Below are 15,202 nucleotides of genomic sequence, written 5' to 3'. Positions count from 1 at the left end.
CTAGGCTGCCGGAACCGGGTTGAGGTCACTGGGCTTACCCACGGGAATCTTGGTACCGGTCACCAGAACGGTGTTGGACTCGCCAGCCTTGACAGCCGCAATCTCCTCGGGGGTTGCGGGGCGAATCTGCTCGCGCTCCAGCACGAACAGGTGCGATGCCTCGTCGCTGCCGTTGGGCTCGTTGATGAAGGCGCGGAAGCGGCGCAGACGACGCTCGTCCTTCAGGGTTGCGGCCCACTCGTCCTCGTAGGAATCCACGTGACGCTGCATGTCGCGCTCGAGGTCCTCGCACACGCCCAGGGAGTCCTCGATGAGGACGGACTGCAGGTGTGCCAGACCGTCGCCGTGCTCCTCATCCAGGTCCTCAAGCCAGCGAGCGGTACGCTGCAGCTTGTCCGCGGTACGGATGTAGTACATCAGGTAGCGGTCGATGTAGCGCACGACGTCCTCGCTGGAAGCGTCCTTGACGAAGAGGCGGCCGTGGGCGGGGGTTGCGCCACCGTTACCACCCAGGTACAGGTTCCAGCCGTTGCTGGTTGCAATCAGACCGACGTCCTTGCCCTGAGCCTCGGCACACTCGCGGTTACAACCGGAGACACCGAACTTGAACTTGTGCGGGGAGCGCAGGCCACGGTAGCGGTTCTCCAGGTGGACTGCCATACCGACGGAGTCCTGAACGCCGAAGCGGCACCAGCTCGAGCCCAGGCAGGACTTCACGTTACGCAGGGACTTACCGTAGGCCTGACCGGATTCAAAGCCAGCGTCGACCAGACGTTCCCAGATGTAGGGCAGCTGCTCGAGGCGGGCACCGTACATACCGATACGCTGTGCACCGGTAATCTTGGTGTACAGGCCGAACTCCTCGGCAACCTCGGCGATGACGGCCAGCTTCTTGGCGGGAATCTCGCCGGCGGGAATACGCGGGACGACGGAGTAAGTGCCGTCCTTCTGCATGTTTGCCAGTGCGCGGTCGTTGGTCTCCTGCAGACCGCCGCGGCCGGAGTCCAGCACGTAGGAGTTGCGGAAGGAGGAGAGGATCGATGCAACGGTCGGCTTACAGATGGCACAGCCGTCGCCGCCGTGACCGAAGCGAGCAATCACGGAGTCGAAGTCGTCCAGGTTGGTCAGACGCACGGCCTCGGCCAGCTCCGCACGGGAGAAGTCGAAGTGCTCACACAGGGCCTTGGAGACGGTCAGGCCCATCTTCTTCATCTGCTGCTCGAGGGTCTTCTGCAGCATGGGCACGCAGGAACCACACTGGGTACCGGCGGTGGTGCAGGCCTTCAGGGATGCCACGTCGTGGTTACCGTCAACGATGGCCTCACGCACGGTGCCGAAGCTGATGTTGTTGCAGGAACACAGGATTGCGTCGTCGGGCAGTTCGGTGTCGGGGATGCCGTCGCCGCCGCCAGCTGCGGTCAGGTAGACGTTCGGCTCGGCGGGCAGCTCGCGACCCAGCAGGGGCTTCAGGGAGTCGAAGGGAGCGGTGTCACCGACGAACACGCCGCCCAGCAGGGTCTTGGCGTCGCCGCTGGTCACGATCTTCTGGTACATGCCGCGAGCGGGGTCAGCGAACAGAACCTCGAGGCAGCCCTCGGTGGTACCGCGGCGGTCACCGAAGCCGGCCACCTGAACGCCGGAGAACTTCAGCTTGGTGGCGATGTCGAATTCCTCGACCTTTGCCTCTTCGTTGTCGTTGAGCAGGTTGGCTGCCACGGCGTCGGCCATAGCGTTAGCCGGTGCGACCAGACCCCAGGTGCGGCCCAGCACGCAGGCAACCTCACCGATAGCCCAGATGTGCTCGTCGGAGGTGTGGCAGGCGTCGTTGACGACGATACCGCCGCGCTCGCCAATGTGCATGTCGGCGGCGCGAGCCAGCTCGTCATTGGGGCGAATACCGGCACCGAAGACCACCATGTCGGCGGGCAGGGTGCGGATGTTTGCGTCCTCGGAGGGAGAGTCTGCGATGGAGACGGAGATGACGTTACCGTCGGCATCCTTGTTGATACCGGAGATGAACACGCCGGTCTCAATATCAATGCCGGTTGACTTGATCTGGGCGTTCACGGCGTAACCGCCGCCCTGGTCCACCTCGACGGAAAGCAGCCAGGGAGCCACGTCCAGAATGGTGGGCTCCGCGCCGAGTTCCTTCAGGCCCTCAGCAGCCTCGAGGCCGAGCAGACCGCCACCGACAACGATGCCGCGGGGTGCGCGGCCCAAGGTGGACTGCAGGCGGTTGACCTCGGAAACCATGTTCTTCACATCGTCGACGGTGCGGAAGACGTGTGCTGCATCCGAGTTGAGAATGGGGATGCGAACCGCGCGGGAACCGGTTGCAAAAATCAGAACGTCGTAGGGGTACTCGTTACCCTCGGTGTCGGTGACGACGCGGCGGTTACGGTCCAGCTTCTCGGCATGGCAGTTGTTGACCAGGTTGATGTTCTCAGCGTTCCACAGCTCCGGATCGCCGAGGGTCAGATCCTTCTCGGGGTCCTTGAAGAGCTGCTCAATGGCAACGCGGTCGTAAGGGGTGTAGGGCTCATCGTTCAGCACGGTGATGGTGTCTGCGGCACGACCGGCTGCCTCTGCACCCTCGTGGTATGCGCGAACAAAACGCCATGCGGCGGGTCCTGCACCGACAACGAGAATGTTGCGGGGGGTGTTCGACATAGATTTTCCTTTCCTAGTTTGCGATGCGATAGCTCTGCATCCTCGCCGTGGGCGGCGATTATGTCCCTGGGATTCGTTCCGTAACTTATTTGCGGCGCACATGCCGCAACACGGAAATCCCGGATTTGCCAAGATAAGGGGGTCGTACCGACGGAGCGCAAGGCCCCGCGAAACCTCTTATCTTCTGCAACTCCTGAAAATTACGAAACATTTTTATGTGGGATTATGTTGTTTTCTTCAGGTGCTCAAAAGCGATTCCGAGCTACGACTTTCATCGTACATGGTAGCGCAGGGTACGGATAGCCAAAATCAGCATTTTGTGAGAAAAATTCTGAAAAACTTCCGCGAAATAACAGCCCAGATGAGGGCATACATACCTCCGGCGGCAGCGGATTTAGGTAAGGCTAATCTATAAAATTTAGGGTTGTATTTTAGGGTGAAAATAACCTTTAGCTTTCTCGCGCGCCCCATTTCCCAATGTGGGTTTCATAGGGTAAACTCCAAACAAAGAACACGTGAATCGCAATTACGCCCAAACCGTGATTGATCTCGCCTCCGCGCGACACACACCGTTTCGAAAGGAAAACCCCATGGCCGATAACTGGGTCCGCATCTGCGCCGAATCCGATCTTGAAGAGAACTGGGGCGAAGTCGCTCTGGTCGACAACCATCAGTACGCTATCTACAAGACCAAGCACGGCATCTACGCCAGCGATCACCTCGACCCGCACAGCCAGGCACTCGTTCTGGCCCGCGGCATTATCGGCGAGAAGAACGGCCACTCCACCATTACCTCCCCCCTCTACAAGGAGGTCTACGATCTGACCAACGGTGAGTGCCTCTCGGACTCCTCCTACTCCCTCAACGTGTACCCCGTTGAGGTCCGTGACGGCGATGTCTACCTGCTGGCCAACTAATTCGGACGGCTCATAGACAATTCAAATTGACGAAAGGCCCCCGCTTCCTCTGAGGAAGCGGGGGCCTTTCGCGCGGAACGAGCCCAAATAGTTCTTAGGCGGCAAGCGCCTCATCCATGCGATCGACAAAGCACTCTGCCACCACCCTGGCGGATGCAGGGTCCTGTACGTTCACCAGCGGCGCGGCGACCTTCACCGGCAGGCCGGTTGCCTCAGCATCACGGCGCATCTTACCGGCAAAGAAACCCTCCGCCAGCAGGTAGGTCGCGGCGAACTCCGGCTTATACTCGGCCACCACCTCGTGGAACTTCGGGTCAATGGAAGCGATAAAACCGTGCTGAATCTGGGTTCCCAAGGCCTCGGAGAGCAGCTCGGCGGCACGCTCCATATCGGCGCGGCCATCGGCGCGGGAGGAGCCGGCGGCACCCTGCACCACGACAGAACCGTTCTCGGGGGTCCAGCCAGCCTCTTCAAGGCGGGTCCGAGCCAGGCGAGCCAGACGGGAATCGGGACCAAGAGACTCGGCGATCACGATACGTTCGATACCGCTCGCGCGGGCTGCCCGGCGCAGGTCCACCTGAGTATGGAACCCGGTGGAGAGCAGAATCGGGACAATAACGCAGGGCTCGTCCTTGGGCAGAGCCGCCGCAGCATCATCCACGCTGGGCGATTCGACATCAACATAAGCCTCGTGCACGCGGTATTCCACGCCGTCAGTACGCTGGTCCAGCAGGGAACGCACCTGTTCGCGAATCAGGGCGATGGCTTCACGGCCGGCAGCGGAGTCGGTACCGTGAGAGGTCGCGAGAACATTCAAAACAGTCATGCTCCCATTGTAAAAAATTCCCGGGGCAAAATACCCGGCCCACACAAATCTATGAGCCGCAAAAGCCCCCGCTGCCCCACTCAAATCGAGCGAGACAGCGGGGGCTGGCGAGGCAAACTCGAGGCCCGAATGCAACTGAGGTGACAGCACTGCTGAGCGCCCACACCCCGCGAGTCACCGGCGGCAACCGGAATTTACGCCCCGTCACCCTCAGCTCCTGAAAGCCTTATTTGCGGCGCGAGGAATGGGCCCAGGTCATACCCAAAGAGCCCAGAACCATTCCACCACCGATGGCCAATAGTACGGCCAGTGCGGATGAGGAGGCCATCATGCCATGGGCCAAATCGGCTTCTGAGGCCTTCACCCCGTCGCGGCCCTTCTGCTCGGAACGCACCTGCGAGGAGGAACCATCCAGCGTCGAAGACCGTCGCGATTGGGTAGCGGGCTCGGTTTCTGCGGGCGCACTCGTACGAGCGGTAGCCTGCTCGTCCTGTGCATCGCGTGTGCGGTAGCCTAGCGCAGATGAAGAAGAGGCAGCGGGGCGGGCAACGGCCTCCGTCCCCTCTTCGACAGAGATGGTGGGGTCCTTCCGGTCCCCGGCCAAGGCGGTTGCAGAACGTACGCCTCGGATCTTCGTCTTATTCCCGTCAGCCACTTTCACGGCATTCTGTTCCTCACCGCTCGAGGCCGTTGAGGGGGCCGCAGAAGAGGTGCCAGCCACTGCTGAGGATGAAGAATCCGAGGAATCATCAGTGGAGGTGTCGCCGCTTTCCCCCTGGGAACTTCCGGTAGCGCTACTCCCCCGAGAGACGGTGAAGCGTACCGTGCTGACCTGGACATCTCCACCGCTGGTGGCGTCTATTGCCACTACCAAGTAGGTGCGGCCGGTCTGCAGGGAGGCGCCGGGTACACCCAGCACCGCCTCAAAACTTCCGGAGGAGAGGTCCGAAGGGTTCACCCTCACAATAGCTAGGGCGTCACCCACCGTATGCCCATCACCGTCGAGCTCCATGAGCATCAGGTCATACCCGTTGTCATTCGTTGCAAAGTTCTTGCCGCGCACCGTAACGGGCTTTACCGAATCGCTCGAGTTAACCTGGGAGTTCTGGATTGTCAGGCGAGGACTGTCTCGGTGATTCTGCCTATTTGCCTGATCCTCTGTCGTTTCGGAGTTAATCAGCTGAATATGCTCCGGTTCCTTTGTGACGTTCGGGGACTGGGTCACCACCGGCTGAGGAGTGGGGGCTACGGTAGAAGGAATATGCGTGGGGCTGGGCTGCGGCGAGGGAGACTCCGGGGTTTCTTTCTTCTCTACCGGCGTGGAGTCGGTTGCTGAGGGGCCCTTCGAGGACGCATCCTCGCCGTGGGGCGGGGTAACTCCCGGCTGAGTAGAATACCGAGGATCGGAGGGGACCTCCACCAGGGTGTCGCGATCTAGCGTCAGAAAATCTACGCGCGTGATGCCGTAGGCCGCATCCGTCAGGGTGATGACGTAGAACGTTCCCCCAGCGGGCAAATCAAGCAGAAGCGCTACTTCCCCGGGGGAACCCCCTTCGGTCGGGAAGACAAAACGGTGGGTGCATTCCTCCGTCGAGGTGCACGAAGTAACTTCTACCAGCACGCTCTCGGCAGAGACCCCTTGAGGGAAACCCGACCAAACGAGCAGGGCAGCACCGTTCTCACGGTGAATGGTCAGGTGGATATCGCCCTCGTTAGGGCCATCGAAGTCGACGTTCGATTCCCCCTCGCGACGTTGCGTTATGGGGTCGTCCGAGTCGCCTACTCCAGCGACATCGTGTAAAGAGGGCGTAGGGTCGGCAACAGTATCGGCGGCCATGGATGGGGCAAGCACCCCACTCTGCAGTCCCGCAGCAAGGGTCGCAACGGCAACTACACGGCGTTTTATAGATAATGTGCTCATGCAATGTGTCTTTTCGTGGTGTTTAACGAGGTGCTCCCATCCCCGATTATTCTTCCAATCCCACACGGGGTAATCGACCGAGCCCTGGACAGAGTATCTATCCGGTGGCATCCACGCCATATGACCACTGAGATGTGGGGTCAGGGTAAGGAGGAGTCCACGTCTATATATCGGCTTCCTCAACCCTACCATGAACTCCGAGGTTTATTCACTCAAGGGTATTTTGACTCCCCTAAACGCTGTCTTTACGCTCGGGGAGTCAAGAAGTCCCGTAGGTATTTACCGACGGAACACCCGAGACAGGGAGAAGGCATTCCTCCGAATGGCCATCCATACGGCGCCCGCCACCAGGCCCAATCCCACCAGTCCTACGGTCCAGAAGGTCACCCTATAGTCGGAGGCCTCCTCCATAACGTGTTCCGAAGAGGACGCCGCTTTCACACCTTCCTGCTGCCCCGCGGTCGACCCGGAGTGCACCTGAGAGGTGGAGGCGTTAACCTCAGCGGAACGGGAATTACCCTCCGTCTGACGGGTGGGGGTTAGTCCCTTGGCGCCATCGGTAGGGGTCACGGGCTGCGCGGCAGATGCCGATCCGCTCTTTACGGAGGCACCACCCTCCCCATTCGGCGTTACGGTATCGGACCCCGCGGCATATGCCGAGGTCAGGGGTGACTGCCCGGTGGATGCATTGGTCTGGGGCGCCATAGTGCGCACTTGCGCCAGAGCCTGAAGTCCCTGCTGGCGGCGCTCGGCACGCGCCTGGCTCTCACGGGTTGCGGTGGAATCGGCCCCGCTAGAACGGGAAGCGTTCGAGCTACCGTCGGTTGCGTTAGAAGAAGCATGAGAGGAGGCGCTCGCGGAGTTGTCGCTCTTCGCGGTAGTGGACGTTGAAGTAGTGCCCGTTTCATCGCGGCGGGTGGCGGAGGAATCCGCGGTATCCTGCGATTCCCCGGCACTCACCTTAAACCGAACCGAGGCCACGGCGGTGTCGTTGTTCTGCTCATCGACGTACACCAGGTACGCGGTATAGACCGAACCGGTCTTGAGAAGCGACCCCGGAACGCCAACAGCCACCTCGAGTTCTCCTCCGGCGATGTGTGCAGCGTCCACGTGGGTGTACGAGACGGCATCGCCTCGGGGATTACCCTGCATATCGGTCTCAAGGACCACCAGGTCGTACCCGTTCTCTCGGGCGGGCAGGTTCTTTCCGACAACGGTCACGGGCTTCGTCTCTGCGTCAGAACGCAACTCGGCGTAACGAACGTTCAGCGTTGGAGCGTTCAGGTTCGCGGTGTCTCGGGAGGCGGTCAGGCCTCCGGGTACCTCGCTCACAATCTGAGTGCCGCGCTCCAGACCGCCTGCCGCTTTCGGGGTGGGCGAAATCGAGGGCTGCGGATGACGGGCCTCTTCACGCGCTTTAGCCAGGACTTTCTGCGTTTCGTCGTCAAGACGGATTCCCGACGAGTCACTGTCGACGCCCCCGTCACCGGCAGGAACGGTATGGGGAATAAGCGAGCCGGCAGTAATTTTGAACTCCCCGTATCCCTCATCGAAGCTGTCCATGTCGAGGACGGAGATGGTGTAGTAGCCTTCCTTCGGCGTGCTCGGTAGCGTGAGCGTCAGAAGGGTAGAGCCGTCCTGGGCTTTCACTGCGCTCAGCTGCTGGGGAGTGTAGGTGGCTACCTCTCCGGATGCTTTACCGGAGACGGTATAGTACTGAACGGCCACGAGATAGCGGCTCGAATCGCTGATGTACTTCTCTTCGTAGAGAGGTTGCAGGTTGAGGGTCACCCGGTTCTGTTCCACAGAATGAATTAGAACCTCAAGCGTATCGAGTTCAATGTCGAAATCTTGCGAGGGACAATTCTGAGGATTCTCCGAATTGAGAATAGTAATAATGCACTGCTGATCGACAGAAAAATCGGTTCCCTCCACCGCGGAAGCATTGGGTAACACAAACACACCCGTAGTAGCTAAAACGGAAAGCGTCAGGGCGCGGAAAGTTCGAGGTCGTTGAGTGATCATGATAGTGCCATTTCAATCGAAGCGGACGCACAACCTGCTGATAAGGAGTAGCTCACCACAAGCCCCTCCAACGCAATAATTATGCGTGCCGGTACATCGGTTACATCCCAGCCTAACACGAGTATTAAGATTTTAAATTCATTGCATTTGCGTGCTTATTTTTAGGCAGTATATGCACCTCAGAGTAAAACACTGTATGGCCATCCCATAAAACATTGTTATCGAAAAATGCGAATGTTTAGAGGAAGGGCCGAAAACCCCGCAAACAATTATTTCAATCGCTATAAAAGCCCAGGTGCACGACATATAGTGTCCAATCCAAGCCCTGAACACAGGCCGCTCACGGTGTTATAACGCATAAACGTTCGCGCCGGGGGTCCGCAAATCCACCTCCTATAAACAATCAAAATCATTTACATGCCGTACAAGATTTGACAAAAGTCCATTGCATAATGCGACACACATCTCACATAATGCAAAGACGCCCCGCGGTTAGTGATGCTGTGCATCACCACCACGGGGCGCCTTTCGAGGTAAATTCTCTGCTCCCCCCGCGCCTATGCGTTCGCGTCCATCGTCTCAGTTGCCACCGCTTCAGCAGAGGCCTCCGCCTGACGACGATATCGGTTCACCACCACGGCGCTACCCACGAAGACAACCGAACCGGCCAGCGCAATCCCCAGCGGCACGGTACCCTCCGGCAGGGGTACATCTTCCGAAGCGCTTGCCTCCAGTTTCTGAGAATCGGAACCACCGCGAGCTTTCGTGCTTCGCCTATAGAACCCGTCGGAGCTCAGGCGAGAACCTTCCCGTGCGGCAGGGGCAACGCTCTCAGCGCTTCCCACTGAGGCCTGATACCCCATCAGATTCACGATGGTGCGTCCGCCAATAAAAGCTGCGTATCCCGACATGACCGGGGTGACGTTCGATGCGGTAGCGGGGTTACTCGTGACCGCATGAGCCTGCGGGGTTGCCCGCGCAGCCGAGGCATGGGCATGAGCAACATGATTCAGAGCGACACCTGTCGAAGGAATAGGAGGAACGGTTTCCCCAGCGATTCCTCGAGCCGACGAAGATTCAACCGCAGAGGGTGAAGCATCACTCGGTGAGGAGATATCTGCCGGCAGCTGCTCACTCGAAGAATGAACCACAGTGCGCCTAGGCTGATTGTTGGCGTCTGCAGTTGAATCCGCCGAGCTTGCGCGCTGAATAATACTCACGCTGAAAGCAGAGGTTGCCACGAGCCTCAGCTCATCGGGAGACTCTCCCCCCACCGCCACCACCCGGTACCGCTTACCGCCAACGAGTGAGGTTCCGGGGACCTTCAAATCAGCCGAGAACGCGCCATCCCTGACCTGCTCGGGGCTCACGTGGGTCGTGGCCAGGGGTGCGCCCACAGCTCCCCCGTCGGCAGGCATCTCGAAGACCATGACGTCATAGCCTAGGGAGCTCTCCCCTACGTTCTTGACGCGCGTGCGAATCGTCTGAAGATCGCTTGAGCCTCGTAGCTCCGCGGTGGAAATCTCAAGAATGGCCTCGCGGGTTTCCGCGGGAACCTGATTCGAGGAGCGGTTATGCACCAGGATACGGTCGCCCTCGGGCTTGGGCGTGTCAGAAACGTCGGTGGTAGATTCTGAACTACGGGGCTCCTCCACATCACCGGGTTTCTCAGATGCAGCAGCGGAGGGAGCCGGCGAGGCGCTCTCCGAGGTAACCGGAGCCGGGGCCGGAGCGGCCGTGGGCTGCGGACGCTCCTCTCGCTCATCCTTCGAAGGCTCGGGATTCGGCACAGGATGGGGCACGGGGCTCACCGCATCGATGGGCGCACGCTGCACACCCGGGGTATCGGGGAAGAAAAGATTCTGACGTGAGGCGAGAAGACCCTCAACACTCTCGCCGTATTCGGGGCTCAGCTCAACGAAAGAGGAGTTGCCGGTCTGAAGGTCGGTAACCTCCACCATGTAGGCCTGTTCAATATTTAGGCGCTGATGAATACTCACATCGAGATAGCCCTCATCATTCTTTGACACGGTCAGCTGCGAGGCGGGGACCATCATCGAGGCAACTTCCAGACCCTCCATAGTAACTGCCACCAGGCGCACCTGCACGTGGTCGAGAGACTTCACCCCGCCCAGACCAATCAGGATGTAATCCTCACTCTGGCCTAGCAAATCCATGATGAAAACATCAACGTTCGTAGCGTGGGGTTCAGGAGTGTTCGCAGAGGGAGTCGCACCATGCGGCTGTGCATGGGCGGACGATACGAAGGAAGCGGGGGCCAAGGTTGCAGGGGCCAGCGCACCTCCCAGCCCGAGGGCTGCAGATGCTACGAGGGCCGCGCCGCGAGCAGTTCGCTGCGTGGTAAACATGGTCACCTTTTTCGTGAGTGAGTAAGTGAGCGATAGGTTGTGCAATCCCCCACGCTCAGAAGTTCGGAAGTGAGAGCGGGGAGGCGGCCTCTCTTATCGGTGACCATGTGCGTTTCAGAACGCGTTTTGCCCCGCGAGGGCGGAGCATAGAGAGTGGCAGTACCGCCGGTTAATGCACTCTAAATTATAGGTATAACCTTAGAAAAAGTTAAAGACGAGGGGACGCCTCTTTTGTGACAAAGAAGCATCCCCTCGTCTTATCTCACGTTATGGCTTGTGAGAGGGTATTTATCAGCAATTTAGGAACGTGAAGTGAGTTGCACATCACGGCGGCCGCGGCGGGTCAGGAAGGCGCCCGCCACCAGAGAGAGCGACCCTACCGCACTAATCGTCAGTATCCCGGAGGCGCCCGTTGCAGCCAGCTGCTCACGCTCACCCTTGGAGGCCGAAGCCGTAGCCTTCTGAGGCTTCTGTCCGGCACGGTCGGTAGCCCCGCCGGTAGCATCCTCGGTAACCGGAGCAGATTCGTGCGAAGCCGACTCGTGGGATACAGGAGCCTCGGATGCGACAGCCACAGGAGCGGACTCCTTCGACTCTTCAGCCGGTGCCGGGGCGCTATCGGAGGGAGTAACCGAGGGCTTCTCCTCCGTCGGCTTTTCAGCAACAGAGTCACCGTAGCTCGGCTCCTCAGTTGCCGGAGCTTCGGTCTGCTCGGCAGGCAGCGAGTCGGAAGGACGCGAAGCATCCACGCCGTCACGCTCCACCGTGAAGCCGCCGGTCACGATCTGCACGGTTCCTCGGGAATCCTCGTAGACTGCGCTTACACGGTAGGTCGTACCCGGCTTCAGGGCGTTGCCCGGCACCTGAAGCTGCGCGGAGAAGGAACCATCCTCCACACGAGCTTCCCCGGAGGCAATGGCCTCACCGGCGGTTCGGCCGTTAGAATCCAGCGCGTGCACCTGCAGGGCCACGGGACCGGAACCTTCGAGACCTTCACCGGTGAAAGTGAGCGTCTTTTCCGAGTCATTCTCGGGGACTGCGGTCTCTTCCACGCGCAGGCGAGCACCCACGGCCACGGATGAATGATTCGTCGATTCGGCTGACTCCTGCTCCTCCGCGCGATCTGCCGAGGCGTCGCGCACCCGGTCGAACTGAGTGTTACGCGGCAGGTCGTAGTGGCGCCGAGGGTCGGTTTCCGGGAGCACGGGGTCCTGTTCCTCAGCGGGAACAATGGAAGCCTCAGAAGCTTCCGGCTCGGAGGTCGCGGGGCGAGGGGCCGCCGGGGTCTCTTCCGCCTGCGCTTCAACCTCTTCGTCGGCAGGCTCCGCGACTGCAGTCTCAGCAACGCTCCAGCCATTGGTGAAGGGAATCTCAACGCTCTGAGCTGCTAGGCCTCGGGAAGCTGAAGGGGCAATTTCAACGTTCAGCACGTAGCGCAGATCGGGATGCACATCTTGCAGAACGGCTAGGCGCGCACCGGGTACCTCGATGCCGTCCAGAAGCGTGCCGTTGACAACATCGGCCCGTGCCGGGGAGGCGGCCAGTACGTGGCGATTGCCCTGCTCATCAACGGCGTAAATCGAGGTCATGATCTCGAAGGCCTGCGCATCGCCCAGGCCGGTGGCCTTGTAGACGATTAGGTTCTGTTCCTGCGGAATTTCCAACTGACCCGACAGGATCTGGGCGTTGAGCGGCTCATCCTGGGTATCCGCAGGCTGCACCTCCAGGGGCGTCCAGGAATTGTAGGAGGTGTCTTCGACGGAGTAGCCGAGATCGGGGTTGACGACGGCGGTCGCCACCACATACTGCTGGTTGGGGTCGAGGATTCCCGCCGGCAGGGTGAGCTGAGTGCTAAAGCTACCCTCGTGCACATCGGAGGCGGGGACGAGAGTCATGGTCACCGCGCGGGCGCGGCTCAGAGCAGCCAGGGGGTACTTGCGGTACTCACTGACGTACACGGCGATGCCGTGCTTCTCAACATCTTCGCCCAGAAAACCACTACCGCTGACGGTGATGCTCTGGGAACGCGCGGGGTTGATGGCAGCACCCTGTTCGACCTGCACCGAGGGGCGCACATCGCGGTCAGAACGCTGGGCGCGGTTCTGCTGAACGCTAGAGGAGGAAGGGCCGCCCGCATTGTGCACTGGAATCGCGGCCTGGGCCGCACCGGTGCCGGCGGTCAGAACGGAGGCCGCAATGGCGGCCGTTGCTCGGGTCTTTGAGTGAGCGGGATCGGGCATGAAACACACCTTTTCTGTGAGTGTGAACGATACCCTTTACGCGACAACGACGCCTCAATTCCCGGCGGGAAGATGTACGGTTGATTCCTTCGCGAGGTTGGTAGCCTTGCGATAGGGGTCTCCTCGGCATGGGCGATGGGCTCCGAGAGGTAAAACTCTCAATCTCCATCTGAGGTGGAAGTCTGCGCGAGGGGAATCGCTCTATTTATCGGTAGTTCCACACTATCAATAGAAAAAGCCTCTTGAGGCCCAATACGCTTTACGAGCCAACTATTTTTTTATGCAATGAACCACAAAACGGGTTTTTTGCCCAAATCTCCCCCACTAATCATCCGCAAAACATATCGACTAGGTAAAATACCTCAACTCTCCCTTCAAGGTGAGGGTTTGAAGCGAACGTAAATAGGTAGACTCTACAGTGCTATATGTGCACATTTATGCACATATAGTTATTTTCTTTCGGGTGTAAGGTTTTTGAGGTCTCGCATCAATCAGTAGCGCCAATCCCCTATTCACCGGCGATGCGAATGACTCTCTTGCCACGCGTGTGACCGGCCTGCAAATCGCGGTAGGCCGCACGGACATCCTCAATCGTGAACCCGTACACGCGATCCAAGCGAATTGACACCTTCCCATCGGCGACCAGCTCGGCTAGGGTCTCGAAGTCCCCGTGTTCCGAATGGCGGGGGCCCGTAAACTGTGCTCCCCTAATCATGACCTTGGGCGAGGGAACGAGGGTTCCAATGTCCTTGCCCTTCAACCCCAGCGAAAAGGCTAGGGTCACGTAGTCGCCACCGTAGCAGTCCAGGAACTTTGTCACGCGACCCTCGGCCGCCTTGAGCACTCGTTCCCCCACGCCCTCGCCATAAGCAACCGGCACGGCCCCCAACGACCTGATAAACTCGGCATTCGCGGCCCCTGCAATGCCAATGACGCGTGCACCGCGAGCCACGGCATACTGCACGGCGACGGACCCAATTCCGCCCGAAGCCGCGGAGATAACCACCGTATCGCCCTCACCCACGCCAATATGGCGGAAGGCGCCTCCCACGGTCAGGGCCGCGACACCCATTGCGGCCGCGTGCTCAAAATCAATGGAGGCGGGCTTAGGCGCAATGTCGCCGATGTTCACACAAATTTCCGTGGCCAGAGATCCCCGTTTGGTGCCCAGACCGGGGGCACTAACGATATTCGAGGCTTTCACTTCCGGGACGCTCGGAACCGATAAACCCCCACCCCCGCGAGCGCGGGAACCCTGTCATGAACAAATCGACACCGGTCTGTCCGTCCATTGCGGCTGCAACGTTCCGTGGAGCGCCGCATCGTGCGCCCTCACTATTCTGAACACACAGAAACGTCCTCGCGGTCTCCCGAGATTATTTTAATCCCGAGGAAACCGCGAGGACGTTTCATACGGCGTTACGCGAAAGGATCAGCCCTAGAGGCTGCGGCGACGCAGAAGCATCAGCGCAGCACCGGCGATCAGCGCTGCGGCGCCGACACCGGCAATACCTGCGACACCTTCAGCGCCGGTGTGAGCCAGCTGCGGCTTCGAAGAGCTATCCGAAGTGGTGCGACCGGCGGTATCGCGAGCGCTCACGGTGTGGCCACTCTGGGAAGAAGCGGTCACCGGGGTGTTACCAACCTTGGCCTTGGGGGCCTGCGAGGAGGGAACGCGAGTCTCGGTCACGGTCACGGAACCGTCCTCGCTCATTTCCGCGGTGAAGACGCTGGTGGTGCCGTCGCCGTTATCGCGAACGGTGGTGTTATCGTCGTTGCTTGCCGCGGGCACCGTGGGGGCCGGGTGGTCCGCATCGCTCACGGAGGCGGTGGTGACAGCCACCTGATGTACCAGGCCGTTCGGGTCGCTGGTAGCCACGAGCGCGTACACGTAGCCGGGCAGCAGACGATCGGCACGCACGGAAAGCTTAGCGGTGAAGGTACCCTCCATAATCTCGGATGCGGGCACATCCTGAACGGCCAGAGCCTCACCGGTGATGTTGCCGTCGGCATCCAGGCGGTAGATGGCCACCTGCACGCCGCGGGAAGCAGATTCGTGGGTGAATCCCGCGCCGTTGACAGTCACCACGTTGTACTCGTCGTTCGGGTCCAGGCTTGCGCTCTCGGTGGTGAGGGTCGCGTTCTGGGGTTCAGGTACTGCCGGGGTCTCGGGAGCCGGAGTCTCGTCCGCCTTGGGAGTCTCTGCCTTGGGGGTTTCCGGGGCGGGAGTCTCG

9 protein-coding genes are annotated in these 15,202 nt (G+C 60.1%); 1 reads left to right on the top strand and 8 read right to left on the bottom strand.

The window, feature by feature from the left end; all coding sequences use genetic code 11:
* Positions 1 to 2,670 (bottom strand): nitrite reductase large subunit NirB, encoded by a 2,670-nt coding sequence (gene nirB / locus HMPREF2874_RS01930; protein ID WP_070648758.1) that lies wholly within the window; start codon positions 2,668 to 2,670, stop codon positions 1 to 3.
* A gap of 590 nt (positions 2,671 to 3,260) precedes the next feature.
* On the opposite strand from nirB, the gene nirD reads away from it, so the two are divergent.
* Complete coding sequence (gene nirD / locus HMPREF2874_RS01925) at positions 3,261 to 3,587, top strand: nitrite reductase small subunit NirD (protein ID WP_049331302.1); 327 nt, start codon at positions 3,261 to 3,263, stop codon at positions 3,585 to 3,587.
* Positions 3,588 to 3,681: 94 nt separating this feature from the next.
* Here the strand turns inward: nirD and HMPREF2874_RS01920 are convergent, their stop codons facing one another.
* From HMPREF2874_RS01920 to HMPREF2874_RS01890, 7 genes are all read right to left on the bottom strand, one after another.
* A complete protein-coding gene (locus tag HMPREF2874_RS01920) occupies positions 3,682 to 4,413 on the bottom strand; it encodes a sirohydrochlorin chelatase (RefSeq protein ID WP_070648757.1) in 732 nt (243 codons plus the stop codon).
* Positions 4,414 to 4,639: 226 nt separating this feature from the next.
* Positions 4,640 to 6,250 (bottom strand): enoyl-CoA hydratase, encoded by a 1,611-nt coding sequence (locus HMPREF2874_RS01915; protein ID WP_168165147.1) that lies wholly within the window; start codon positions 6,248 to 6,250, stop codon positions 4,640 to 4,642.
* A 363-nt stretch (positions 6,251 to 6,613) separates the two neighbouring features.
* Positions 6,614 to 8,140 (bottom strand): hypothetical protein, encoded by a 1,527-nt coding sequence (locus tag HMPREF2874_RS01910; protein WP_141754201.1) that lies wholly within the window; start codon positions 8,138 to 8,140, stop codon positions 6,614 to 6,616.
* Positions 8,141 to 8,916: 776 nt separating this feature from the next.
* The gene (locus HMPREF2874_RS01905; protein ID WP_070648754.1) at positions 8,917 to 10,728 is read right to left on the bottom strand and encodes a hypothetical protein; all 1,812 of its coding nucleotides are present in this window, start codon (positions 10,726 to 10,728) and stop codon (positions 8,917 to 8,919) included.
* A gap of 299 nt (positions 10,729 to 11,027) precedes the next feature.
* Positions 11,028 to 12,968: a prolipoprotein diacylglyceryl transferase gene (locus HMPREF2874_RS01900; RefSeq protein WP_070648753.1), complete on the bottom strand. Its 1,941-nt coding sequence runs from the start codon at positions 12,966 to 12,968 to the stop codon at positions 11,028 to 11,030.
* A 508-nt stretch (positions 12,969 to 13,476) separates the two neighbouring features.
* Entirely contained in the window at positions 13,477 to 14,100 is a 624-nt protein-coding gene (locus HMPREF2874_RS01895) for a zinc-binding dehydrogenase (RefSeq protein ID WP_246823746.1), read from the bottom strand.
* Positions 14,101 to 14,406: 306 nt separating this feature from the next.
* Positions 14,407 to 15,202: LPXTG cell wall anchor domain-containing protein (locus HMPREF2874_RS01890; RefSeq protein ID WP_141754200.1), on the bottom strand; the 796-nt coding region annotated here is incomplete at its 5' end.

This window comes from Rothia sp. HMSC068F09, assembly GCF_001812775.1.
GTDB lineage: Bacteria > Actinomycetota > Actinomycetes > Actinomycetales > Micrococcaceae > Rothia > Rothia mucilaginosa_A.
Note: the sequence above shows the minus strand (reverse complement) of the source record. Positions and strands in the feature narration are given on the sequence as shown.

What these genes read in the sequence shown, in the direction of transcription:
- nirD (WP_049331302.1), top strand. Translation starts at nt 3,261, where the DNA reads ATGGCCGATAACTGGGTCCGCATCTGCGCCGAATCCGATCTTGAAGAG.
- HMPREF2874_RS01900 (WP_070648753.1), bottom strand. Translation starts at nt 12,968, where the DNA reads ATGCCCGATCCCGCTCACTCAAAGACCCGAGCAACGGCCGCCATTGCG.
- HMPREF2874_RS01920 (WP_070648757.1), bottom strand. Translation starts at nt 4,413, where the DNA reads ATGACTGTTTTGAATGTTCTCGCGACCTCTCACGGTACCGACTCCGCT.
- HMPREF2874_RS01905 (WP_070648754.1), bottom strand. Translation starts at nt 10,728, where the DNA reads ATGTTTACCACGCAGCGAACTGCTCGCGGCGCGGCCCTCGTAGCATCT.
- nirB (WP_070648758.1), bottom strand. Translation starts at nt 2,670, where the DNA reads ATGTCGAACACCCCCCGCAACATTCTCGTTGTCGGTGCAGGACCCGCC.
- HMPREF2874_RS01915 (WP_168165147.1), bottom strand. Translation starts at nt 6,250, where the DNA reads ATGGCCGCCGATACTGTTGCCGACCCTACGCCCTCTTTACACGATGTC.